Source organism: Flavobacterium sp., from assembly GCF_039930565.1.
GTDB lineage: Bacteria > Bacteroidota > Bacteroidia > Flavobacteriales > Flavobacteriaceae > Flavobacterium.
This window is the reverse complement of the sequence record NZ_JBDTTP010000027.1, coordinates 15,676-38,550: the sequence shown is the minus strand read 5'-3', so window position 1 is coordinate 38,550 and position 22,875 is coordinate 15,676. Positions and strand designations below refer to the sequence as shown.

The 22,875-nt window shown below is 30.0% G+C and carries 25 protein-coding genes; 12 read left to right on the top strand and 13 right to left on the bottom strand.

The features are described 5' to 3' along the window. Positions 1-5: 5 nt before the first annotated feature. Both ABI657_RS08935 and ABI657_RS08930 read right to left on the bottom strand, forming a co-directional pair. Positions 6-674 carry a TatD family hydrolase gene (locus ABI657_RS08935; RefSeq protein WP_348096907.1) on the bottom strand — a complete coding sequence of 223 codons (669 nt, stop codon included), beginning with the start codon at positions 672-674 and terminating at the stop codon, positions 6-8. Further along, positions 674-1,273 carry a DUF1684 domain-containing protein gene (locus ABI657_RS08930; protein ID WP_348096906.1) on the bottom strand — a complete coding sequence of 200 codons (600 nt, stop codon included), beginning with the start codon at positions 1,271-1,273 and terminating at the stop codon, positions 674-676. Before ABI657_RS08930 ends, ABI657_RS08935 begins: the two co-directional genes overlap by 1 nt. A gap of 96 nt (positions 1,274-1,369) precedes the next feature. Here ABI657_RS08930 and ABI657_RS08925 point away from each other — a divergent pair, with 96 nt between their 5' ends. The 5 genes from ABI657_RS08925 (at position 1,370) to ABI657_RS08905 (ending at position 6,535) form a co-directional block, all read left to right on the top strand. Further along, complete coding sequence (locus tag ABI657_RS08925) at positions 1,370-2,581, top strand: MFS transporter (RefSeq protein WP_348096905.1); 1,212 nt, start codon at positions 1,370-1,372, stop codon at positions 2,579-2,581. 169 nt (positions 2,582-2,750) lie between these two features. Further along, complete coding sequence (locus ABI657_RS08920; protein WP_348096904.1) at positions 2,751-3,119, top strand: BlaI/MecI/CopY family transcriptional regulator; 369 nt, start codon at positions 2,751-2,753, stop codon at positions 3,117-3,119. Positions 3,120-3,125: 6 nt separating this feature from the next. Continuing rightward, on the top strand, positions 3,126-4,853 hold the full coding sequence (locus tag ABI657_RS08915) for a M56 family metallopeptidase (RefSeq protein ID WP_348096903.1): 1,728 nt from the start codon (positions 3,126-3,128) through the stop codon (positions 4,851-4,853). Between the two features lie 19 nt (positions 4,854-4,872). Next, positions 4,873-6,321: a serine hydrolase gene (locus ABI657_RS08910; RefSeq protein WP_348096902.1), complete on the top strand. Its 1,449-nt coding sequence runs from the start codon at positions 4,873-4,875 to the stop codon at positions 6,319-6,321. 73 nt (positions 6,322-6,394) lie between these two features. After that, positions 6,395-6,535, top strand: a complete 141-nt coding sequence (locus ABI657_RS08905; protein WP_348096901.1) for an SsrA-binding protein — start codon at positions 6,395-6,397, stop codon at positions 6,533-6,535. A 3-nt stretch (positions 6,536-6,538) separates the two neighbouring features. Here the strand turns inward: ABI657_RS08905 and ABI657_RS08900 are convergent, their stop codons facing one another. The 4 genes from ABI657_RS08900 to ABI657_RS08885 form a co-directional block, all read right to left on the bottom strand. Then, positions 6,539-7,054 (bottom strand): DinB family protein, encoded by a 516-nt coding sequence (locus tag ABI657_RS08900; RefSeq protein WP_348096900.1) that lies wholly within the window; start codon positions 7,052-7,054, stop codon positions 6,539-6,541. 11 nt (positions 7,055-7,065) lie between these two features. Further along, positions 7,066-9,651, bottom strand: coding sequence for a phosphoenolpyruvate carboxylase (locus ABI657_RS08895; protein WP_348096899.1), 2,586 nt, complete (start codon positions 9,649-9,651; stop codon positions 7,066-7,068). A gap of 83 nt (positions 9,652-9,734) precedes the next feature. Further along, positions 9,735-10,214: a winged helix-turn-helix transcriptional regulator gene (locus tag ABI657_RS08890; RefSeq protein ID WP_007805990.1), complete on the bottom strand. Its 480-nt coding sequence runs from the start codon at positions 10,212-10,214 to the stop codon at positions 9,735-9,737. Positions 10,215-10,292: 78 nt separating this feature from the next. Continuing rightward, positions 10,293-11,447 (bottom strand): M14 metallopeptidase family protein, encoded by a 1,155-nt coding sequence (locus ABI657_RS08885; RefSeq protein WP_348096898.1) that lies wholly within the window; start codon positions 11,445-11,447, stop codon positions 10,293-10,295. A gap of 312 nt (positions 11,448-11,759) precedes the next feature. Between ABI657_RS08885 and ABI657_RS08880 the strand changes: the two genes are divergently transcribed. After that, positions 11,760-12,233 (top strand): helix-turn-helix transcriptional regulator, encoded by a 474-nt coding sequence (locus ABI657_RS08880; RefSeq protein WP_348096897.1) that lies wholly within the window; start codon positions 11,760-11,762, stop codon positions 12,231-12,233. Positions 12,234-12,306: 73 nt separating this feature from the next. Here ABI657_RS08880 and ABI657_RS08875 read toward each other — a convergent pair whose 3' ends face one another. Continuing rightward, entirely contained in the window at positions 12,307-12,858 is a 552-nt protein-coding gene (locus ABI657_RS08875; protein WP_348096896.1) for a 1-acyl-sn-glycerol-3-phosphate acyltransferase, read from the bottom strand. Positions 12,859-12,920: 62 nt separating this feature from the next. On the opposite strand from ABI657_RS08875, the gene ABI657_RS08870 reads away from it, so the two are divergent. From ABI657_RS08870 to ABI657_RS08850, 5 genes are read left to right on the top strand one after another with little or no spacing between them, the layout of a single operon-like run. Continuing rightward, positions 12,921-13,586 carry a fused MFS/spermidine synthase gene (locus tag ABI657_RS08870; protein ID WP_348096895.1) on the top strand — a complete coding sequence of 222 codons (666 nt, stop codon included), beginning with the start codon at positions 12,921-12,923 and terminating at the stop codon, positions 13,584-13,586. Between the two features lie 9 nt (positions 13,587-13,595). Further along, positions 13,596-14,273 carry a peptidoglycan DD-metalloendopeptidase family protein gene (locus ABI657_RS08865; protein ID WP_348096894.1) on the top strand — a complete coding sequence of 226 codons (678 nt, stop codon included), beginning with the start codon at positions 13,596-13,598 and terminating at the stop codon, positions 14,271-14,273. 6 nt (positions 14,274-14,279) lie between these two features. Further along, a complete protein-coding gene (locus ABI657_RS08860) occupies positions 14,280-14,756 on the top strand; it encodes a hypothetical protein (protein WP_348096893.1) in 477 nt (158 codons plus the stop codon). Next, positions 14,749-15,291 carry a hypothetical protein gene (locus ABI657_RS08855; protein WP_348096892.1) on the top strand — a complete coding sequence of 181 codons (543 nt, stop codon included), beginning with the start codon at positions 14,749-14,751 and terminating at the stop codon, positions 15,289-15,291. Before ABI657_RS08860 ends, ABI657_RS08855 begins: the two co-directional genes overlap by 8 nt. Before the next feature lie 50 nt (positions 15,292-15,341). After that, a complete protein-coding gene (locus tag ABI657_RS08850; protein WP_348096891.1) occupies positions 15,342-15,812 on the top strand; it encodes a nuclear transport factor 2 family protein in 471 nt (156 codons plus the stop codon). 70 nt (positions 15,813-15,882) lie between these two features. Here ABI657_RS08850 and ABI657_RS08845 read toward each other — a convergent pair whose 3' ends face one another. The 5 genes from ABI657_RS08845 to ABI657_RS08825 form a co-directional block, all read right to left on the bottom strand. After that, positions 15,883-17,259 (bottom strand): nucleoside permease, encoded by a 1,377-nt coding sequence (locus tag ABI657_RS08845; RefSeq protein ID WP_348096890.1) that lies wholly within the window; start codon positions 17,257-17,259, stop codon positions 15,883-15,885. Between the two features lie 65 nt (positions 17,260-17,324). Then, on the bottom strand, positions 17,325-18,017 hold the full coding sequence (cmk, locus tag ABI657_RS08840; RefSeq protein ID WP_348096889.1) for a (d)CMP kinase: 693 nt from the start codon (positions 18,015-18,017) through the stop codon (positions 17,325-17,327). Between the two features lie 48 nt (positions 18,018-18,065). Then, on the bottom strand, positions 18,066-19,085 hold the full coding sequence (porQ, locus tag ABI657_RS08835) for a type IX secretion system protein PorQ (protein WP_348096888.1): 1,020 nt from the start codon (positions 19,083-19,085) through the stop codon (positions 18,066-18,068). Between the two features lie 120 nt (positions 19,086-19,205). Continuing rightward, positions 19,206-20,306, bottom strand: a complete 1,101-nt coding sequence (locus ABI657_RS08830) for a BT_3928 family protein (RefSeq protein WP_348096887.1) — start codon at positions 20,304-20,306, stop codon at positions 19,206-19,208. Between the two features lie 29 nt (positions 20,307-20,335). Beyond that, on the bottom strand, positions 20,336-20,884 hold the full coding sequence (locus tag ABI657_RS08825) for a DUF1599 domain-containing protein (protein WP_348096886.1): 549 nt from the start codon (positions 20,882-20,884) through the stop codon (positions 20,336-20,338). 151 nt (positions 20,885-21,035) lie between these two features. Between ABI657_RS08825 and folP the strand changes: the two genes are divergently transcribed. Next, a complete protein-coding gene (gene folP / locus ABI657_RS08820) occupies positions 21,036-21,869 on the top strand; it encodes a dihydropteroate synthase (RefSeq protein WP_348096885.1) in 834 nt (277 codons plus the stop codon). Between the two features lie 40 nt (positions 21,870-21,909). Here folP and ABI657_RS08815 read toward each other — a convergent pair whose 3' ends face one another. After that, on the bottom strand, positions 21,910-22,722 hold the full coding sequence (locus ABI657_RS08815; RefSeq protein WP_348096884.1) for a M48 family metallopeptidase: 813 nt from the start codon (positions 22,720-22,722) through the stop codon (positions 21,910-21,912). Positions 22,723-22,875: the final 153 nt, after the last annotated feature.

Genomic DNA, 22,875 nt, shown 5'->3' with positions numbered 1-22,875 from the left:
CTTTTTTATGTTATATTATTGGTATTGATTTTGTCAAAAACAAGCACAAAATTACTTGAAATAACTTGTTTTAATTCTTTGCTATTCAAATTTTTATATTCTCCTGCTAAAGTATAAACATATTGAATATCTTCTTCTATAGTATCGGTTTCCAAAAAAAGCCGATTGTTTGGAATATCTTGAAAAACTTTTTTTAATTCCGGATTTTTAATTAAATATTTCCCAAAGGAAAGATAAAATCCTTCTTTTATCAGCTGATTGGCAATTTGATTATTTTTGGAAAAACCGTGAATAATCATCGGAACCGAAATTTTCATTTTCTTTTTAATCGCTATAACTTCCTGAAAAGAAGCAACACAATGAATAACGACTGGTTTTCTATATTTTTCAGCTAAGATCAATTGTTTTTCAAAAACCGAAACTTGTAACTCAAATGGTACTTTTATTCGTTTATCCAAACCACATTCGCCAATTGCCAGGCAATTTTTGGTTTTCAGTTTCTCTTCAATAATTATCAACTCCTCATCAATCATTTCCTCAGTAATGTACCAGGGATGAATGCCAATAGAATAAAACGGAATTGTATCATCAAACTTTTTCGGATACTGATTGACCAACTCCAATACATCTGGCTGGTTTGTAAATTGATGTGTATGCAAATTAAAGAAATCCATTAATGAAAATTTTTAACTCCGGCTTTTATTTCAATATTCAAATCGTTTTCCAATGGCACTATCGGGCAGGAATATTTACGATTATAGGCACAATAAGGATTGTAAGATTGATTAAAATCGATTGCAATAGTCTTACCTTTTGGAATTTTCAGATCAATATATTTTCCTCCTATATAGCTTTCCTTTCCACATGTTTTATCTGAAAATGGCAAAAACAAATAATCTTTATTTTTATCTGATTTGGAAAGCTCTACATCCTGATACACGTTTAATTTTAATGAAACTCCATTAATGGTAAAAAAAGCAGTAGCGTATTTAATGTATTTTGGTTTTCTGCTTGTAGATGTTTTCATTTCAAAAGCTTTTTCATTCCTGGCCTTAACTAATTTTGCAATCACAAAATATTTAGCATTGACAGGATAAAAATCCAATGATTTAAATGTTTTCAAATCATCTGCCATCAACGGACTTGTCTTACTGTCAGCATATTCCGTGTTGATTGTGGTTTGAAATTTTTCAGCATCACTTTTATTAAATTTATTTTGACCAAAGCTGAAATTAAAAGCAAAAATCAAAATAACAAGTATGATTTTTTTCATATTAAAATTTTCAACAAAAATAGTTTAAAACTAACAAAGCAACAACTGCTCTGCGTTACAAAGTTTTTTAACTTTGTTGTAAATAACAAAATTAGAATGTTCAAAGCTGCTTTTAATCAGTATATCAACAATTTTAAAGGATTTAGAAGAGAAATTTGGATACTTGCTATTATAACTTTTATCAATCGTGCGGGCACAATGGTGCTGCCTTTTTTATCAAAATATTTAAAGGAAGATCTTCATTTTAGCTACAATCAGGTTGGATGGATTATGGTTTCCTTTGGTTTTGGATCCATGTTAGGATCCTGGCTTGGAGGTAAATTATCAGATAAGATCGGATTTTATAAAATCATGATTTTTAGTTTGTTCACTACTGGAATTGGAATGTTTTTAATTCAGTATATCACTACCTTTTTTGGACTTTGTATTGGAATGTTCTGCCTGATGGCTATTGCAGATATGTTTCGTCCTGCTATGTTTGTTTCGTTGGGTGCGTATGCTAAACCCGAGAACAGAACCCGTGCCTTAACTTTAGTACGTCTGGCTGTAAACTTAGGCTTTGCTGCCGGTCCTGCTTTAGGCGGTTTGATTATTATGGGAATTGGTTATAAGGGACTTTTTTGGGTTGATGGTGCTTCCTGTATCATTTCAATCTCAATTTTTGCCTTATTGGTTAAAGAAAAGAAAAAAATTATTTATGAAGATACAATTGAAAATGCAGCACCAGCCAAATCTGTGTTTAAGGATAGGATATTTTGGGTTTTCCTGTTCGTAAGTTTTGTTACAGCCATGATTTTCTTTCAGCTGTTTACAACTTTACCTTTATATCATAGCGAAAAATTTGGCATGACTGAATTTCAGACCGGACTATTAATGACGTTAAACGGACTTTTAATTTTTGCTCTAGAAATGCCTGCTGTAGGTTATATGGAGAGAAAAGGATATCAAAAAATAAAAATTATCATCATTGGCTCTTTTATAATGGCTTTGAGTTTCTTTTTATTGCTTATTAATATTTGGGCTGGTATACTTGTAATCAGTATGATTTGCATCTCTATTGGTGAAATTTTAGCTTTTCCTTTTTCGAATGCTTTTGCTTTAAGCCGTGCTCCTCGTGGTCAGGAAGGACAATATATGGCACTTTACACCATGAGCTTTAGTTTAGCTCATATAATAAGTTCTAAAGTTGGCTTCGAAATTATTACACGATTTGGATACCAAATGAATTGGTTTTTTATGGCCAGTATTGGTGTTGTTGCTACTTTTTGTTGTTTGTGGATAAAAAATTCACTCCTAAACGAAAAATAATAATAAAACTTTTTTTTGTCGTAAATATTTAAAATTCAAATTATTACATTTAAATTTGAAGGCATTTCTATGCATTAATCTCAATTGAAACTTATTTTTTAGTTAAATAACTATTTTTATAGTTGCGTAACTATAAAAATAGTTGTACGTTTGAATTAAAATTAGAAACATGCAAAAGTTAACCAATAAAGAAGAAGAAATCATGCACATTTTATGGAAGCTTAAAAAAGCTTTTGTAAAAGAAGTCCAGGCAGAAATAACTGAAGACCAGCCTCACTACAATACACTTTCGACTATTGTTCGCAATCTTGAAGAAAAGGGTTTCGTAGCTCATAATGCTTTTGGAAATACACATCAGTATTATCCGATTATTGCCTTAGAAGCTTACAGCAAAAAGTACATGAAAACGGCTATCGATAATTATTTTAATAGTTCTTATAAAAATATGGTTTCCTTTTTTGCAAAAGAAGAAAAAATCTCCGCAGCTGAATTAAGAGAAATTCTGGATATGATCGAGAAAACTAAAGAAGAAAAATAATCGTTTATGGAGGCAATTTTCATTTTTATCGCAAAATCATCTGCATTGGTAGTAATGTTTTACCTTGCTTATTATTTTTTACTACGCAAAGAAACTTTTTTCAATAGTAATCGATGGTTTTTATTGGCTGGATTAGTAACATCTATTGTTTTACCTTTGTTAGTGTATACTAAAGTTATTTGGGTTGAACCTGCTCCGCTTCCTTCAATTCTTAATTATTCACCAGCATATATTCCACAAACCGTCACTGAAAAAACTTTTGAAATAGACTGGAATTTGGTTTATCTTGCTATTTATACAATTGGTTTTTTTGCTTTTATGATAAAATTTGCCATGGATTTTCATAGCTTAAATTCAGTTTTAAAAGGAAAAAAAATAGAACAACAAGCTGATTTTAAATTTATAGATGTACAAGAAAATATTGCTCCATTTTCTTATTTTGATTATATCGTATACAACTCATCAATGTATAGTGCTTCAGAATTAGAAAATATTCTTGAACACGAAAAAGTGCATAGCGACCAAAATCACACTCTAGATGTACTGATTTCAAGGTTATTTTGCGTGCTGTTTTGGTTCAATCCCATAATATGGTTGTATAAAAAAGCCATCATGCAAAACCTTGAATTTATTGCGGATTATGAAGCCACAAAAAAAATATCCGACAAAAAAGCGTATCAATACACGCTTTTAAAAATAACAACACATGAAAGTTGTGTTGCCATTACCAATCATTTTTATCAATCATTAATCAAAAAACGAATTGTCATGTTAAACAAAAATCAATCAAAAAAGAGAAATTATTGGAAGTATTATGCTGTAATTCCGGCACTTGTAGCTTTTGTGCTTTTATTTCAAATACAAACAATAGCACAAGAAAGAAAAAAAGTCGAAAAAGAAATTTCTAACAAAGAGATTAAATCTGTTGATGTTTACAAAATTAAGAAGAACACAACTGATCAGGAATTGAAAGATTTTGCTCAAAATTTAAAACAAAATCATAATGTTGATATTGTTATTTCTGAAGTAAAAAGAAATTCTGATAATGAATTAACATCTATCAAAGTTGATGTAAATAAAGGGACAGGAGAAGAGCAAACTATTCAGATTGAAGGTAAAAATGCTATAAAAAGCTGTGGAATAGTGGTTATTACTGATAAAAAAGGTACTAAAAAGATCAATATAATTACAGATGATGATGAATTTCAGATTGCTGAAGCAGATGAAGAGAATCAGGATGTTACAAGTAATGATCTAAATTCTTTACCTCCAACTCCACCAACACCTCCTACAATACCTACATTTCCAACCGGACCAATGCCACAAGCACCTCCTGTAGATATGTCAAAAATGCCAAAACCTCCAGTTCATCCGACGAATAGCAACGATAAAGCAGCAATGAAAAAATTCGAAAAAGAAATGGATGAATTTGAGAAAAAAATGGAAGCTTTTGAACCTGACATGTCTGCCTACGAAAAAGAAATTGATGAAATTATGGAAAAAAGATCCGCGATTTTTGACAAGGAAATGGAGAAATATGACATTGCAATGGAAAAATTCGATGCAGACATGGAAAAATACACTCAATATGTTGAGCAGAAATATGGTAAAGATATGAAGCAATATGAGATTCATATGAAAGAATACGAGAAAAATATGAAGCAACATGAAAAAAACATGAAGATTCATGAGAAAGAATTAAAAAAAATGGAAAAAGAAAGTAAACGATCTTAATTAAATTTTATTCTTCTAGATGAAAAAAAGATTTTTTATTCTATGTCTTCTATTCGTTATAAATTTGTGTTTTAGCCAAACTGAAAATAAACTAATTGAACAGAAAATTGATACTTATATCAAAGAAGTTATCGAATTAAACGAAATTCCTGGAGCAGCCTTAGCTGTTATAAAAGATGGAAAAGTTATTTATGAGAAATATTACGGAAAAGCATCATTGGAAGAAAATACAGCAGTGGATAAAACCACTGCTTTTAAAATTTTCTCTACAACCAAATTAATTACAAGTGTTGGTATTTTTCAACTCATAGAAAAAGAAAAGTTATCATTAGAAGATCCTATTTCTAAATATTTGAATAATCTGCCAAAGGAATGGAAGAAAATAAAAATAAAAAATTTACTAACACATTCTTCCGGACTTCCGGATATAGTTCAATTTGAAGATATTCTATTTTCCTTGCCGTATTCTGAAAAAATTTCTTTACTATCAAAAAAACCAATGCAATTTGCTACTGGAAATCAATATCGCTATAATCAAACCAATTATCTGTTTTTAGCTAAAATCATTGAAAAGATTACAAGCCTTCCTTTTGATGAATATATATTAAAAAATCAATTTCCGAAAGCAAAATCTGATGTTTTCTTTTTATCTGATTTTGGACAAATAACCCCAAAAGGTGCGGTTCGCTATAATTATGATGCAGAAAACAAAAAATACAAAAAGAATGATTATAACAGCGGTAGTGATTCACATTCTGCAAATGGCTTGAATATTAATCTACCTGAATTTATCAAGTGGAATAAAAATCTAGATGCAGACATTTACATTAAAAAAGAAACAAAATCTACGATGTGGAAACCGTTTTCTTTTACAAATAATGTAGATAATTTTGCTTATGGCTGGGAAATTGTTCCTGTAAACAAAACTCTTTCGTATGGATTTACTGGAGGTAATGAAACAGCTTTTAGAAAGTTTACGAATAATGAGTTAACAGTAATATTTTTATCAAATGGGCATAAATATTCTAATTTGTATGTTCAAAGTCAAGTAATAAATCATGTGGCTGCAATTGTAGATACAACGTTAATTGATGATTATCTTTTGGCTGGTGAAAAAATAAATCAGGATTTTTTGAAATTTGATATCTCAACATCAGAGCAAAATTATTTAGTTCTAAAAAGGAATCATCCTGATTGGAATTTTGAATATAGATTAAATGTTATTGGTTATACACTTATGACATATGGAAGAATAAATGATGCCATAAAAGTTTTTGAGTTGAACGCAAAAGAAAATCCAACATCTGGAAATGCTTTTGACAGCTTGGCTGAAAGTTATTTTAGCAATAACCAGTTGGATATTTCTAAAGAAACTTATAAAAAAAGCTTAGAACTGATGCCTAATAATTCAAACGCTAAAGAAATGCTGGAAAAAATAGATAAAATAATATTGGCTAAAAAATCATAAAAACCAGCCTATATAAAAAAAGACTTTGCAAACCGCAAAGTCTTTTTTATATCTTTGAAAAAAATAATCCATCATGTATAAAATTCTAGCCAAAATAAATAAAATTCTTTTACCAAGTTTTACTAAACAAGGATTAGATATCTCAAAAGCCAAAAAGTGGCAGATGGCAATTATCGGCTATCGTACTTTTGTAACAAAGCGTGCTTTACAGTAAATTTTACAAATATCTTTGTTCAATCACTTTTAAATGATGGTTTTGATGACCGGTAATTATAAAACCAATTGCCCTCACTGAAATTGTAGTATTTGAAGCGGTACCTAAAAATAACAGCTGCTCGTCATTTAAGTTTTCGAAAAAACTAATTGTAGCTTTTCTAACATTCTCAAATTCTTCTAACAAACTTTCTACAGAACGATTATTGGCAAATGCAAACGGGACATAATCATTTTCTTCAAATCCGGGCAATGGTGTTTTATCACCACGGCTAATCCTTAAAGCTCTGTAGGCAAAAATACGCTCTGTATCGATCATATGCAAAACGATATCCTTAATTGTCCATTTTCCTTCAGTATATCGATATTCCAATTTTTCAGATGGAACATTTTTTATAAATTTGATTAGTTGTAACAATCCATCATTAAGACCTTGTAATACAGTTTTATTTTCAACAGCCTTTATATAAGTTGCATTAAAGACCGAATATTCATTTGATAACAGATCAGAAGCTAGCATATATTTTAAATTTAAGCGGAATTTCTACTTGCATTTGTATTTCCAAAAAGAGAACGTGTTACAATTTTTTCATATACTTTAACTAATTCTTCATTGACTTCTTTTTCTTTATTCAATTCATTAATTCTTAAAAGAGCATATTGTTGTATTGTCAATAAGGGCAATACAATACGTTCTCTTATTTGAATAGATGCTATACCATCAGGATAGTTTTCCATGAGTGTCTTGTGACCAGCAATTTTTAATAAAAGACGTTTGGTTTCTAAAAACTCATCATAAATAATCTGCCAGAATTCACCAAATTCAGGGTCATTTCTCATATAAGCTGTTAATGGTAAAAATGACTTTGCTAATGACATCATACTATTTTCTAAAAGAGTTTTAAAAAACAAAGAATTATGATACAAATCATGCACTTTATCCCATTGATTTGTGTCTTCAAAATGCTTCAAAGCTGATCCAACTCCAAAAAATCCAGGTACATTTTGTTTAAGCTGACTCCATGAACCTACGAAAGGAATTGCTCTCAAATCTGCAAAATCTAATTGTTCTGATTTACTTCTTTTTGAAGGACGGCTTCCAATATTGGTTTTAGAATAATATTTTAACGTGCTCATTTTTTCCAAATAGGGAATAAATTTTGGATGATTTTTAAAACTTAAATACTTATCGTACCCTAAACCTGCCAATTGAGTTAAAATTTGCGTCTCTTCTGTACTCAATTCATTTTTACCTTTACTAAACACCTGATTGGTTACACCGGCGCTTAATAAATTTTCAATGTTATAACGGCAGGAATCCAACGTTCCGAAATTAGAGCTAATTGTTTGTCCCTGAACCGTAATCTGAATTTCGTTATTTTCTATTTTTGGCCCTAAAGACGCATAAAATTTATGTGTTTTTCCACCACCACGTGCTGGAGGTCCGCCACGTCCATCAAAGAAAATAGCTTTAATTCCATATTTTCTTGAAATTTCAGTAAGTGATATTTTTGCCTGATAGATACTCCAGTTAGCCATTAAATAACCGCCATCTTTTGTTCCGTCAGAGAAACCTAACATAATTGTCTGCTTGTTCCCTCTTGCTTCCAAATGGTTTGAATATTCAGTATTAGTGTACAATTGCTCCATAATAGCATGAGCATTTTGCAAATCATCAACAGATTCAAAAAGTGGAATAATATCAACGCTAGGATTTTCCCAATTATTTAATCTAATCATGGCAAAAGTTTCCATTACGTTCAACGCACTTTCGTTATTGCTGATTATATAACGGTTTGCACCAAATTCACCATTATTTTCCTGAATTGTTTTAATTGCCTGAACAGATTCTAAAGTAGATCTTGTTATTTCATCTTGAAAATCAGCAGGAACTAAATTACCTTTCACTTTTGATAAGACATTTATTTTTTGATCTTCAGTTAATTCAAAATAATTTTTTGGAAATATGCCTGAACCCGAATTTAGGTAAAAATCCACAACGTCCTTAAATACCGCATTATGAATTTTACTATTTTGGCGAATATCCAAGGTCGCAAAATGGAAGCCAAATAAATTAATTTTTACCAGAAGGGCTTCTAATTCATCTAAATATAATGACTGATGTTTTTCAATAATTATAGTTCGAATTTTATCTAATTGTATTAATAATTCTTCAAGAGTAATAAAAATCTCTCCTTTAGAATAGAAAACAGATCTATAAAGTTTATATTCAAGTTCAGCAACTAAAGTATCTACACCTGAGAAAGTTAACTTTCTTTTCAAATTTCTCATCTCAACATAATAACATTTTAAAATTGAAGTACGTAAACGTTCTGCTACTTTCAAAGTTATTTCTGTTGTAACAAAAGGATTACCATCCCGATCTCCTCCTGGCCAGAATCCAAGTTTAATTAGCTGATTTTGAATTGCCTCACCCTGTAAAATGTTTTTTTGTAAATAATGAACAATCTCTCCGGCAGTTTCATAAAAAACATTTTCCAAATACCAAATCAAGCTTACTGCTTCATCATATGGATTTGGTTTTTCGTTTTGAATAAATGGTGTTTTACCTAATTGCGCCAGCAATTGTTTTATTTTTAACAAATCATTTGAACGAATTGCTTCCGTTAAATCATTAATAATTCCAAGAACTGGTCCCGGATAAAATTGTGTTGGATGCGCTGTCAGAACAGTTCGTACATTAAAATTTTCGAGAAATTCTATTAATTCCTCATCTTTTTCTTTTGCATCAGATTTTTCCTTGATATCACGAAGAGATCCACGTCCTTCCAAATTATTGACAGCAGAAAATGCCGCATCTTCAATAGCATCAAATAACACAATCTGACGTTCAATATATTGAATAAAACGAAACATCAAATCAATTCTTTCTGTCTCAGATGCGTTGTTTAAAAACTTATTCGAAAAAAAATCAAAAATTTCTTTTGGAGTTTCCTGTTTTTTGAATCCTGTTTCGCAGGTTTCTGTAAATAAAGGAAGTAAAACTCCCGTATTATCTATGGAATCAAAAGGCAAAGTTATAAATACACTATTATAAATGTGATATTTAGAAAGAACATCCTGATTAAAACGTTCAATTTTAGGTAACGTATACATGTCTTATTATAATTGGTTGGTTAGTCATAAAAAAACCCCAAGCAAAAACTTGAGGTTATATTTTTATATAGCATTCAAGAATATTACATATTTTTAAAGATAGTATGCATCAAACGCTTTTTATCGTTGATACTTTCTTCCAATGAAATCATAGTTTCAGTTCTGTAAACACCTTCAATATCATCGATCATGAAAATAACTTCTTTGGCATGTTTAGTATCTTTTGCTCTGATTTTGCAAAAAATATTGAACTTCCCTGTAGTAACAGATGCTACTGTTACAAATGGAATTTGGTTAATTCGCTCTAATACAAATTTTGTTTGAGATGTATTATTAAGAAACACCCCAACATAAGCAATAAATGAATACCCTAATTTATCGTAATCCAAGGCTAATGATGATCCCATTATTATCCCTGCATCCTCCATTTTTTTTACTCTAACATGTACAGTTCCAGCAGAAATCAACAATTTTTTGGCTATGTCAGTAAACGGAACTCTCGTATTGTCTATTAACATATCTAAAATCTGGTGATCTACTTCATCTAAACGAAATTTACTCATAATTCTTTAATTAATATTACTAATTTGCTGTTACAAAGGATAAAAATATATATAAAAAATAACAAATTCACATAAAAATTAGCTTTTTATCAATCCATTAACAAATTTTATAGTTTTATCCAAATAAAAATCTGCTTTTTGATTCACTTTCGGAAAATTGCTGTTATCATCTGAATAGACAGCTTCTTTACCATCATATACGCAATGACCAAAATAATTTTCCAATTCACCTACTTCTGCGATATAGGCATTAAATTGAATCTCATCCTCAATCAATTCTTCTTTGTATTGTGCGACAAAATTCGTAATAATTTCAATACCATCATAATTTATTTTGATATTTTTATACATAAAATCATAAAAAACCACGTTATTTTGTGAAATATTCAAATAATCAATAATTCCATTATCAACTATAACGTTTTCGGAAAGCGCTTTAAAAGCTGTAATAAAAGAAATAAAGACATACTTTCTTGTGAACTCCCTCTGATAATCATTTTCAAAATGTCCCGCTTCAAATAAAATAGTTGGCACTCCTAAAAATTGAAATGTATCTCCTATACAATTGATATTAAATGAGTCATCGAAACGACCAACCTGCCCGGGAATATATTTTTGCAATTCATTATTCATTTCAACAATTAAGTTTATAGCTTTTAATCTGTTTTCATTAATTTCTCTCTCTTCATTATAAGAAGGAGCTAGAAAAGAAACTGTTGCAGGCTTGCCGGAATCGCCAACTCCAAAAATTGTTCGCTGATCATGCAAGTTAAAACAATAATGCGGTTTAAAGTCTTCAAAAACTGCACGTAATGTTTGGCTTTCAGGTTGTGTAAGATCCTGAGAATCTCTATTTAGATCAATATTATTAGCATTTGCACGAGTATACAACGCAGCTCCATCAGGATTTAGTATTGGAATAGAATAAAAAGTAAATGTTTTAAGGAGATTTTCTGCAAAAACACTACCGCTATTTAAGAGGTTAATAAAATCAAATAATGCTTTTGTAGTTGTACTTTCATTTCCATGCATTTGTGACCATAAGTAAATACGTATTTTGCCACTGCCAATTTCATAGCTATAGATTGGTTTTCCTAAGACAGATTTGCCAATAACTTTAACCTGATTTTCAGTATTCAATTTGTCTAATAGAGGCTTAATATGATCCAATTTCAGGTATCGCCCGTTAATTGATTTTTCTTTATACTGTTCAAATAGTTCTTCTAAATTCATCGAAATTTAATTAGTTTACAAAAGTAAACATCTTTACATTTACAATTGTAAACATAAAAAATGAGTAATAATTTAGAAATGTAAACAGTTATTAACTTGGTCGATTTGGCCAAGCATATAATTCTTATAACAATTGTTAATTATGTTAATTATGTAATTTAAAGTTCATATTATGAGCGCTTTAAAATGTGTTACTTATAGTAAGAATAAATATAATAAACAGCAGTTATTATAATTTACAGTTGTAAAATTGGTTATTAGATTACTTTTAGTTACATTTGTAAACATATGAATTTTCAATAAGAATTTACAATGGTAAACATAGATGATTTTATAAAAAGGCTTGAATTTATACTTGATTATTATGGTTTAAATGCATCCTCTTTTGCAGATAAAATTGGGGTTCAGCGTTCCAGCATGTCTCACCTGCTTTCAGGTAGGAACAAACCTAGTTTAGATTTTGTAATGAAAATTTTAGAGGTTTTTCCTGAAGTGGATTTATACTGGATCTTAAATGGTATCGGAGACTTTCCAAAAAAGGAAAAAATTGTAACTTCCAAAAAAGAAAATTATTTGGAAATTAATAAACCGATTGTTACTCTTTCATCAGATGATAACCTTGATGTTCAGGATTTGTTTTCAGAAATAGATACCGATGAAAAAAAAATGAATCCGCTTTCAAATAATGTTGAAAATAAATTAACAAATTCAGGCAAGATTGAAGATGAAATTGAACGGATCGTACTCTTTTATAAAAATGGAACATTTAAGGTATATATTCCATAAATTAAAATTTAGCTCTTTTTTTGAAAATTTTATTTTAATTTTCATTTAAGCAATTCTCAGCAGTCATTAAAAATTACAATTGAAAACCTTTTTCTTCAATCTTACCTGTAACTCCATTATAATGTTTCTTTAAAATTTGAACATCAGCTTCGTAATTTCCGGTGGGTAAAATGCCTTTTCCAAAATTTACTTCTTTTTTACCCCAATTAAATGAAACTGGAATTATAGGCACATTTGCTTTTAGTGCTATGTAATAAAAGCCACTTCTAATTTCCTTAACTTCTTTTCTTGTTCCTTCCGGAGCCACAGCTAAACGAAAGACTTCTTTCTTTTCAAAAATAGAAACAATAGCATCTACCTTATTCAAGCCTCCTGAACGATCCAAAGGCTCACCTCCTACACTTCTAAAATAATATCCAAATGGAAATTTGAATAATTCTTTCTTCCCTACCCAGTTCATTTCTAATCCGGATATGCCTCTTGTGAAAATTCCCAAATAAAAGTCATGGTTGCTGGTATGAGGCATTACCATCATTACACATTTTTTTACTTCTGCATTTTCAATCCCTATTATTTTCCAGCCCATTAGCTTAAAAAAAAGAAATTTGTATACTTGTTTCTTCATTAATTTAATATATTCTACAAAATAAAAAATTTAAATATTAAATTTGGTAAAAAGAACATAAAATGATTCAAAAAATATTTAGTTATCTAATCCCAATAAAAATATTTAAAAAAAAATCTGTTCGTAGTAAAGTCATTGAAGTTACATGGGCAAATGGAGAATTGGTTTTAGATTCTGAAAATACAAATTATTCGTACGGAAGTCTGCAAAGAATATTAAGATATGGCTTACGGAATATTGGATATCAGAATATACTTAATATGAAACATATTTTAATATTAGGTGTTGCAGGTGGAAGTGTTATTAAAACATTAGTTAATGAAATAGAATATAAAGGTAAAATGACGGGCGTAGAAATTGATCCGGATATTATTGAAGTTGCCAATAAGTATTTTAATCTTAATTTAATCCAACAATTAGATATTGTTATTGATGATGCATTTGAATTTGTTTTAAAAACAAATCAAAAATATGACTTAATTATTATAGATGTTTTTGAAGATATACATATGCCTAATTTTTTATTTGAAAGTTTTTTTGCCAACAAAATTTGTTCCCTTTTAAATGATAAAGGTTTTGTGCTTTTTAATACAATGATTCTTGATGAATCGCACAATATCAGGAACAGAAAATATATTTCAGAAATACATCCTGAGTTATATTCTACAAAAAAGTTACCTCGTATTGAAAATCATAATGAACTGATAATTATAGAAAAAGTAGCTTAATAAAGATTTATGAAAACACTTCATTCTATTTTAAAATCCTTACCTTCAACAAAAGTCATTAATCCAGATGTTGATTTTTCAAATTATATTCCTCTAGACCTGTCAGTTAATAATCCGGAATTATTTGAAAGAAATTTTGAAAATGCTCAGGATTTTGAAATTTTTATTTCTGATTTTCTGAATAAAAATGATGGTAAAGTAGCCTATGGCGGTTATATAGAAACACGTAATATTTATAAAAGAAGCATCATTTTTAAAAATGATACTATTCCGGAAAGAAATATTCACATTGGTATTGATTTATGGATTAATGCCGGAACTTCTGTTTTGGCTGCTCTTGATGGAAAATTGCACAGTTTTAAAAATAATGAAGGAACTGGAGATTATGGTCCCACAATTATTTTAGAACATGAAATAGAAAATGAAAAATTTTATACTTTATACGGACATTTATCGTTAGAAAGTATAAAGAATCTTAATGTTGGTACTTTTTATAAAAAAGGAGAAAAAATTGCCACCATTGGAAATTCTGAAGTAAATGGAGATTATGCCCCTCATTTGCATTTTCAGATTATTAAAAATATAGAAAATTATTGGGGAGATTATCCAGGAGTCTGCAGTAAAAATGATTTAAATTTTTACATCGAAAATTGTCCCGACCCTAATTTGTTATTAAAAATAATATAAATTGTTATGAAGAAGTCAGTATTGATTATATGTTTGTTGTTTTTGTTAATTGGCTGTAAGTCCAAGAATGTAAGCCGTGACACTGAAGATTTAAAAATTAAAAGAGTTTCTACAGCTGAAGTAAATTCAAATCAACAAAAAAAGGCGTACGATTTAGCAAAACGTGTTTTGGAAACATGCAACACTTCTAAGTTTAAGCCTTTCAACGAAACTGAAGTTACAAAATCAGTAATGGATAATACTACTGAAGAGCGTTTAACAAAAACCTGTCAGAGATTTAGACAATATTACGGAAGCTTTGTTGATTTGAAATTAGATGGCGTTTATAAAACTAAACAAGAAACTATTTATCGCTATCATGCTTTATATACAAAAAAAGTAGCCAATAAGGAGCTTCGTGTTTTTATAAATGAAGAAAATTTAATTTCCGCAATTAAATCCATGGATTGGGATGATAAATTTGATTCTAAAATAAATGAGTAAATTAATAACCATGAATTTAAAAATATTCCTGTTTTACTTTATTCTGATTTCAAGTTTTGCGAATGCTCAGAAGACCATGAGTATAAAAGGTTCAAAACCTTATCCGGCGACAGAAGAATATGTTTTCATTTGTGAAAAATATGCCTTTACAGGAGAAGCTGATATACAAATTGCAAAAACAGAAAATGGGGGGATTTTAAAAATAACTGTTTCAATACCAAATGATAAAGTAAAGATTTCTGGTGGAGTATATGTTGATTTAGTGAATGGAGACGTAATTGCCTGCGTTGATAAAAACAGTAAAGAAACAATTGATAATAAAACAACTTCATTCTATTATTTTACTCCAAAAGAATTTACAAAATTAAAAAAAACCGACATACACGCCATTAGATTTATTATAACAGGTAACTCAAATGCATTTGGAAATCAGACCGGATATTTCACAGCGGTAAATAGAAAAAATTATTTTTCTACTACTTTTGATAAGTCTAAAAAAACTTTTGATACTGCAGCAGAAATTAGTGTTCTATAAGAGTTTATATAACAAAAATTAGTATTATTTTTATAATCTAATTTTCCAAAATGAATTCAAACGAAAATCTAATTGCCAAATTTTATTCTGCATTTGCAGTCGCTGATGCAAAAACAATGAGTGAATGTTATCATCAAAAAATTTATTTTGTGGATCCTGCTTTTGGACCTTTAAAAGAAGAAGAAGTTTCCATAATGTGGCAAATGCTGATTCAAAAAAGCAAAGGAAACATTAAAATTGAATTTTCAGATATAAAAGCGGATGATTTTACAGGATCAGCTCAATGGAAAGCGACTTATAATTACAGTAAAACCAATAGAAAAGTGATCAATAAAATTTCTGCTCAATTTGTATTTCAAGATGGACTAATTATCAAACATACCGATAGTTTTGATATTTGGAAATGGTCAAAGCAAGCTTTTGGGATTACAGGATACTTGCTTGGATGGACAGGTTTTTTTCAAAATAAAATTAATGAACAAGCATTGTTGTCACTTGAAAAATATCAACGTTCAAAATAATTTTTTTATTATATAACTTAACAAAAACAGCCTATTTATTTAAGACATATAGGCTGTTTTGTTAGAATAATTAGTGTCCTAGATTTTCTAATTCTTTAGGATTGTGTTTGTGTTTGAATAAGACGGCAAATGCTATTGCAATAATAAGGGCATAAGCTGCAAATGATAGCCAAATATTATGCCAGTCTTTCATTAAAATTTCCTTGCTAAAATAACCATCAGCCGAAATTGTATTCCCCTGAGATTTTACAAATTGCAGCATTTTTGAATTTGTAACATCCGTTTGTAAAAAATCAGCTAATTGTGAAGATGTTGTAAAAGATTTAGTAAAATATTTATCAATTGCCCAACCTGATGTTAAGCTTCCTAAGACAGCTCCTACTCCATTTGTCATCATCATAAATAAACCTTGTGCTGAGGAACGGATTTTTGAATCGGTATTGCTTTCTACAAATAAGGAGCCTGAAATATTAAAAAAGTCAAATGCCATTCCATAAACAATACATGATAGGATAATCATCCATAAACCCGTTACCGGATCTCCAAACGCAAACAATCCAAAACGTAATACCCACGCTAACATGCTTATTAACATTACTTGTTTGATTCCGAAGCGTCTTAAAAAAAATGGAATTGCCAATATAAACAAAGTTTCAGAAACCTGAGAAATTGACATAATGATAGTTGAATATTTAATTACGAAAGAATCCGCGTATTTTGGAAAATATTTAAATTCTTCAAGAAAAACATCACCATATGCATTTGTTAATTGCAAAGCTCCTCCTAAAAAAAGAGAAAAAACAAAAAACAGTGCCATTTTATAATTTCCAAACAATTTAAAAGCTTCAAGTCCTAAAGTTTCCACCCAGGAAGCATTTTCTTTTGTCAAACGCTGCGGTTCGCATTTAGGTAATGTAAAAGAATAAATTCCTAAAACCAAAGCACCAATTCCGGCTATATAAAATTGAAATTCAGTTGCTTTGCTTCCACTTAAATTGGTTATCCACATGGCAACAATAAAACCTATAGTTCCCCAAACACGAATTGGCGGAAAATCTTTTACTACATTTTTATTATTTAACTTCAGGGAAGTGTATGAAATTGAATTACTTAAGGCAATTGTTGGCATATAAAAACACATTGCCAAAAACATAACATAAATAAAAGTATCAGGTGTGGTAACCTGGGCAATAAAAAATAAAACTACTGCATACAAAATATGTAAAACACCATATAATTTTTCAGCATTTATCCATCTGTCAGCAATTATCCCAGTTATAGTTGGCATAAATAAAGAAGCAATTCCCATAGTACTAAAGACAAGACCAAACTGAGTTCCTTCCCAATTGTTAGTTACAAACCAATAATTCCCAATAGTAATAAGCCAGGCTCCCCAGACAAAAAACTGAAGAAAACTCATTACAATTAATCTGTTTTTAATTCCCATAAGATGAAATTTCTTTATATAAATGAAGTGGTAAAACTACCATTAAAAATGAGATCTGCAAAAAATTATACTGTTTTAACAACTTCATTTACCAATTCCAAAACAGCTGTAAATTGTTCTTCCCTATTCAAATAAGAATTGTCTATTTCTATGGCGTCGTCAGCTATTATTAAAGGAGAATCTTGTCTGTGTGTATCGATATAATCTCTTTCAACAACATTTTTTAAAACCTCTTCATAGGATACATTATCACCTTTTTGTTTCAATTCATCAAAACGTCTTTGAGCACGGGTTTCAGCACTGGCAGTCATGAATATTTTTAATTCGGCAGCAGGAAATACGACTGTACCAATATCCCTTCCATCCATTACTATAGCTTTATTGGTTCCCATTTCTTGTTGTTGTTCCACTAATTTCGTACGAACTTCTGAAACTTCGGCTACTCTACTAACAAAATTGGATACTTCTATTGTTCTGATTTCTCTTTCAACATTTTCTCCATTCAGATACATTTCGGCAAAGCCTAAATTATTATTGAATTTAAACTCTAACTGAATTTTAGGCAAAGCATCGATCAACGCTTTTTTATCAAAAAAATTAGGCCCAATATATTGATTCTGCATTGCAAATAATGAAACAGCCCGGTACATGGCACCCGTATCAACATATACATAAGATAATTCTTTTGCCAATTGTTTTGCCAGGGTACTTTTTCCCGTTGATGAAAATCCGTCAATTGCAATGGTTATATTTTTCAAGTGAATTTTATTTAAGTTTTAAATTTAATTATAAAAATGATTGCATAATTATTGTAGATTCAAAATAAGGCCAAACAGACTTGTATTTCCTGCTAAAGTATATCTTGAATAGGAATAATTAAATTTTAAACGATTCATTTTTAATCCAATCCCTAATGAAATTCCTGAAAAATTGCGCTGTTCCTCGATTCTTAACTCTTCTGCCCTTCTAAAATTATATCCCAACCTAATATTAAACGCTTTTTCAGGAAAAAGTTCAACTCCAAAAATTACATGTCGCAACGCATTGTTGACAAATGAAACTTTTTCTTCGTTTACACTGCCATAAATATTAGTTCCACCTCTTGAAGTATTGGAAAAAGCAATATTCCATTGTTGCAAATTTTCAAGTGAAAGATGCCATCTAATGGGTACATGATCTAATTCCTGCGAAACCCCTGCAATAATCTCAAGAGGTAATTTCTCATTAGTGTCTGAATAAGTAGTAAATTGAGTGCCTATATTTCTAATAACAAGAGCCCAGTTAACATCGTTTCTTTCATCAATAAAAAGAAACCCTAAATCAAGTGCTCCTCCAAAAGAGTTGTAATTTTCTAAAGCTGATGTGATTAATTTGGCATTTGCTCCAACGTGTATATCCGTATTGGGTATATTGTAAGAATATCCAAAAGCAAGAGCAGCTTCGCTCCCACTAAAATCAGATGTTGCCTGCCCATTTTCATCATAACCTTCAAAAGTGCCATAATTAATATAACTTATTCCGGCATAAAAAGTTTGCAAATGTCTGTCGTAAGTATAAGCGTATGATGCTGTTCCGTAAGTGGCTTCTCCATAATAATTACCATAATTCATGGCCAGGTGATTATCCATGTCTGGATTCAGTGTAGCAGGATTAAACATTACCTGATTTACATCTTCGTCATAAATGGTAATTGCTTTTCCTCCTAAAGCTGCCTGCCGTGGAGAAGTTGTAAGATTTAAAAATTGATACGTGTAACGTCCTCCTATTTGTCCGAAAGAAACCGAACAAACAAAAAACAAAAAAATAAAAACAAGTTTTTTTAACATGTTTATTTGAAGCTATTACATATAAAACGTGGCTGCGAAGATAAAATTATAAATTCAAAAAAATTAATTAAATCCTATTAATTAGTCAATGAGTAGTATCAATTAAAACTCTTATCTATTCTATAATTTTATATCTTCAATATCATTGTAATGTAATTTTTGAATTACAATTCCTTTTTGTAAAACAACAATACTCGGATTAGCTCTTTCAATCGTTTTTAGAGTTGTAGCATCACAAAAATAAAAGTCGAAATTTAAGTTATATTGTTTCTTTGCTTTAGCTATCTCATCAGCTCCAGAAGCTGTCATTCCTATAACTTTATAATTTTTTGTTTTGGCCTGTTGATTTAATTTCTCCAGTTTTTCCATACCGTCTTTTTTAGACAATTTTAAATCGTAAGTAACAAAAATTAATAATTTTGGTTCTTTCAATAATTCTTCTTTATAATCGGAATCATCTTTTGTCATTGAAAAATCATGAATTGGAGGAACATAACCTTCACTTATTACCTTATCTTTTCGATCAACAAATATGGCCCCCTCCGGAATATTCATTAAATCTTTTTCGGTAAATTCCTTTTCAATGCCATTTACCTTATATATAAAAATCATCTCTACTACCGATTTTGGAGCGCCTTCCGGAATTTCCATTCCTTTTTCAATGTTCGTTCCAACCTTATATGGTCGAAAGTCTTTTATTGGATTATGATTTAAAACCCAAAATGCCATAAATGCACATAAAATTACACTCAAATAAACTGCAACATTAGTTTTTGAGGTAGAAAATAATGGTTTTATTAACTTTAGATTAAAAAATAAAATAAGGATAAAGAATAGTAAAACTACATCTTTTGTAAATGATTGCCAAGGCGTTAGGTGTAAAGCATCTCCAAAACAACCACAATCTTTTACCACATCAAAATAAGCAGAATAAAAAGTAAGGAAAGTGAAAAATATAATTAACAGCAATAATGCCCAGATTGTCATTTTTACTCTATAACCCACTAATAACATGACACCTAAAACAACTTCCAAAACCACTAAAAAGATTGCCAAACCTAAAGCCAAAGGCTCTAAAAATGGTACATTGAAAACAGGTTCGCTAAAATATTCGGTTAATTTATAAGAGAAACCAACAGGATCATTTAGTTTTATCAATCCGGATATAATAAATAATACGCCGACAAATAATCTAGAGAATTGAGTAATGATATTTTTCATTTTTAAATTGGGAATTTATTAATGTGAAACTATTTTTTTTGAACAAGCGGATTTAAAATCAAGGCAAAAACTGCATAATTAATCATATCCTGATAATTAGCATCTATGCCTTCTGAAACCAGGGTTTTGCCTTTATTGTCTTCAATTTGTTTTACACGAAGTAACTTTTGCAGAATTAAATCAGTTAATGAGCTAACACGCATGTCTCGCCATGCTTCTCCATAATCATGATTTTTGGCTTCCATTAACTCTTTTGTCAATTTAATCTTGGCATCATACAATTCTGTTGCTTTCTTTGCATCCAGATCAGGCTGATCGACAACACCTAATTCAAGTTGAATCAAAGCCATAATAGAATAATTGACAATGGCAATGAATTCTCCTTTTTCATCTTCATCAACTTTACGGATTTCATTTTCCTGTAAACTTCTGATTCTTTGTGCTTTTATAAATATCTGATCTGTTAATGAAGGCAGTCTCAAAATTCGCCAGGCACTGCCATAATCTTTCATTTTATTGATAAATAAACTGCGGCAAATTGTAATTACATTATCATATTCAAGGGAAGTATTCTTCATTTATTGCTGTATATTTGCTAAAATTTATTCAAAAATAAGGATAAAATTTTTAAAAGTTTTGTTTCATGTTTCAAGTTTTCTCTGTTTCAGATTAAAATCTGTATGAAAATGTTTAACAACCTGAAACTTGAAACTAAAATAACCTGAAACTATGCTGATTAACTGCAAAGGCCAACTTATTGATTTGTCTATTCCTAAAGTTATGGGAATTTTAAATATTACTCCCAATTCATTTTTTGATGGCGGAAAATATAAAAATCAAGATGAAATCATTTCTCAGGTTACTAAGATGCTTAATGATGGTGCAACATTTATAGACATTGGTGCTTATTCAAGTAAACCAAGTGCTGAATTTGTTTCGGAAAAAGAAGAAATTGAACGTATTGTTCCCGTAATTCAATTGATTTTGAACAATTTTCCGGATACGTTATTATCAATTGATACTTTTAGGGCTGAAGTCGCAAAAACAAGTATTGAAAATGGTGCAGCCATTATAAATGATATCTCTGCCGGGGGATTAGATGATAAAATGTTTGATGTTATTGCACACTATAATGTGCCTTACATCATGATGCATATGCGTGGAAATCCTAAAACAATGCAGGGTTTAACTCAATATGATGACATCGTAAAAGAAATGCTTTTCTATTTTTCTGAAAAAGCAAAAAAAGCGAAAAATTTTGGAATCAATGATTTAATTGTAGATCCAGGGTTTGGATTTGCTAAAACAACCAATCAGAATTATGAAATTTTGCAAAAAATGGAACTTTTTAATTTGTTAGAATTACCGGTTTTAGCTGGTTTTTCAAGAAAATCTATGATTTACAAAACATTAAATGGTACAGCTCAGGAAGCTCTAAACGGAACAACAGTTCTTAACACTATTGCTTTAACTAAAGGTGCAAAGATACTTAGGGTTCATGATGTTAAAGAAGCAATGGAAACTGTAACTTTATATAATAAAATAAGTTTAAAAGTAGATTAATTACAACCTTCTTTTAAACTTATTTTATAATTTTTTTTTATTATTTATAAATAATTCCCACTTTAGCTGCAGTAGCTTTTGCTTCTGGAATCAATGATTTCAAGTTATTAATTCTTGTAGCATCAGAGGGATGCGTACTTAAAAATTCCGGTGTTCCGGATCCTCCTGATTTAGCTGACATTCTCGTCCAAAATGCGATTGAATCATCAGGATTATATCCTGCAATTGCCATAAGAGTCAACCCAATTTTATCAGCTTCACTTTCATTACTTCTGCTAAAAGGCAGCATTACTCCTACTTCGGAACCTAATCCATAATATTGTTGCCACATTTGTTGATTTTCAGCACTTTGGCTTCCTGTAGCAACCGCTACACCAACGGCGCCTAATTGCTGCAATTGGGCTGCACTCATTCTTTGCGCACCATGATTAGCTAATGCATGTGAAACTTCGTGCCCCATAACTGTCGCTAAGCCGGCATCATTTTGGGTAATAGGTAAAATTCCTGAATAAACAACTATTTTACCTCCTGGCAAACACCATGCATTTACTTCTTTATTATCTACCAATTTATATTCCCAACGGTAATCTTTAAGATACTGGGATTGTCCTAAATAGGTTAAATATTTCTCAGCAGCAGCTTTAATTCTCATTCCAACATTTTCTACTTTTTTTGCATCAGATGTACCTGTAATTACCTTGTTTTCTTTTAAAAAGGTATCATACTGTTGAAAAGATGATGGAAATAATTCGCTATTAGAAACAAAATTAAGATCTTTTTTTCCTGTTATAGGATTGGTTGCACAGGAATAAGCTAAGAGAAGTATAGTTGTTATAAATAAATATTTTTTCATTTTTTTTATTTTAATTTTATTAAGGTTTGGTTTTTAATATGACAAAATTAACATAAATTTTGTTTTCGTTATTATACAATTTAAACATAAAGTAGTATAATTTTAAGATGAAAAAGGGATTAATTATTCATTTTTGGTCTTGATAATTATTTA

Excerpts from the sequence above, each read along its gene's own strand:
- ABI657_RS08935 (WP_348096907.1), bottom strand. The coding sequence starts at position 674 with ATGGATTTCTTTAATTTGCATACACATCAATTTACAAACCAGCCAGAT.
- ABI657_RS08930 (WP_348096906.1), bottom strand. The coding sequence starts at position 1,273 with ATGAAAAAAATCATACTTGTTATTTTGATTTTTGCTTTTAATTTCAGC.
- ABI657_RS08925 (WP_348096905.1), top strand. The coding sequence starts at position 1,370 with ATGTTCAAAGCTGCTTTTAATCAGTATATCAACAATTTTAAAGGATTT.
- ABI657_RS08920 (WP_348096904.1), top strand. The coding sequence starts at position 2,751 with ATGCAAAAGTTAACCAATAAAGAAGAAGAAATCATGCACATTTTATGG.
- ABI657_RS08915 (WP_348096903.1), top strand. The coding sequence starts at position 3,126 with ATGGAGGCAATTTTCATTTTTATCGCAAAATCATCTGCATTGGTAGTA.
- ABI657_RS08910 (WP_348096902.1), top strand. The coding sequence starts at position 4,873 with ATGAAAAAAAGATTTTTTATTCTATGTCTTCTATTCGTTATAAATTTG.
- ABI657_RS08905 (WP_348096901.1), top strand. The coding sequence starts at position 6,395 with ATGTATAAAATTCTAGCCAAAATAAATAAAATTCTTTTACCAAGTTTT.
- ABI657_RS08900 (WP_348096900.1), bottom strand. The coding sequence starts at position 7,054 with ATGCTAGCTTCTGATCTGTTATCAAATGAATATTCGGTCTTTAATGCA.
- ABI657_RS08895 (WP_348096899.1), bottom strand. The coding sequence starts at position 9,651 with ATGTATACGTTACCTAAAATTGAACGTTTTAATCAGGATGTTCTTTCT.
- ABI657_RS08890 (WP_007805990.1), bottom strand. The coding sequence starts at position 10,214 with ATGAGTAAATTTCGTTTAGATGAAGTAGATCACCAGATTTTAGATATG.
- ABI657_RS08885 (WP_348096898.1), bottom strand. The coding sequence starts at position 11,447 with ATGAATTTAGAAGAACTATTTGAACAGTATAAAGAAAAATCAATTAAC.
- ABI657_RS08880 (WP_348096897.1), top strand. The coding sequence starts at position 11,760 with ATGGTAAACATAGATGATTTTATAAAAAGGCTTGAATTTATACTTGAT.
- ABI657_RS08875 (WP_348096896.1), bottom strand. The coding sequence starts at position 12,858 with ATGAAGAAACAAGTATACAAATTTCTTTTTTTTAAGCTAATGGGCTGG.
- ABI657_RS08870 (WP_348096895.1), top strand. The coding sequence starts at position 12,921 with ATGATTCAAAAAATATTTAGTTATCTAATCCCAATAAAAATATTTAAA.
- ABI657_RS08865 (WP_348096894.1), top strand. The coding sequence starts at position 13,596 with ATGAAAACACTTCATTCTATTTTAAAATCCTTACCTTCAACAAAAGTC.
- ABI657_RS08860 (WP_348096893.1), top strand. The coding sequence starts at position 14,280 with ATGAAGAAGTCAGTATTGATTATATGTTTGTTGTTTTTGTTAATTGGC.
- ABI657_RS08855 (WP_348096892.1), top strand. The coding sequence starts at position 14,749 with ATGAGTAAATTAATAACCATGAATTTAAAAATATTCCTGTTTTACTTT.
- ABI657_RS08850 (WP_348096891.1), top strand. The coding sequence starts at position 15,342 with ATGAATTCAAACGAAAATCTAATTGCCAAATTTTATTCTGCATTTGCA.
- ABI657_RS08845 (WP_348096890.1), bottom strand. The coding sequence starts at position 17,259 with ATGGGAATTAAAAACAGATTAATTGTAATGAGTTTTCTTCAGTTTTTT.
- porQ (WP_348096888.1), bottom strand. The coding sequence starts at position 19,085 with ATGTTAAAAAAACTTGTTTTTATTTTTTTGTTTTTTGTTTGTTCGGTT.
- ABI657_RS08830 (WP_348096887.1), bottom strand. The coding sequence starts at position 20,306 with ATGAAAAATATCATTACTCAATTCTCTAGATTATTTGTCGGCGTATTA.
- ABI657_RS08825 (WP_348096886.1), bottom strand. The coding sequence starts at position 20,884 with ATGAAGAATACTTCCCTTGAATATGATAATGTAATTACAATTTGCCGC.
- folP (WP_348096885.1), top strand. The coding sequence starts at position 21,036 with ATGCTGATTAACTGCAAAGGCCAACTTATTGATTTGTCTATTCCTAAA.
- ABI657_RS08815 (WP_348096884.1), bottom strand. The coding sequence starts at position 22,722 with ATGAAAAAATATTTATTTATAACAACTATACTTCTCTTAGCTTATTCC.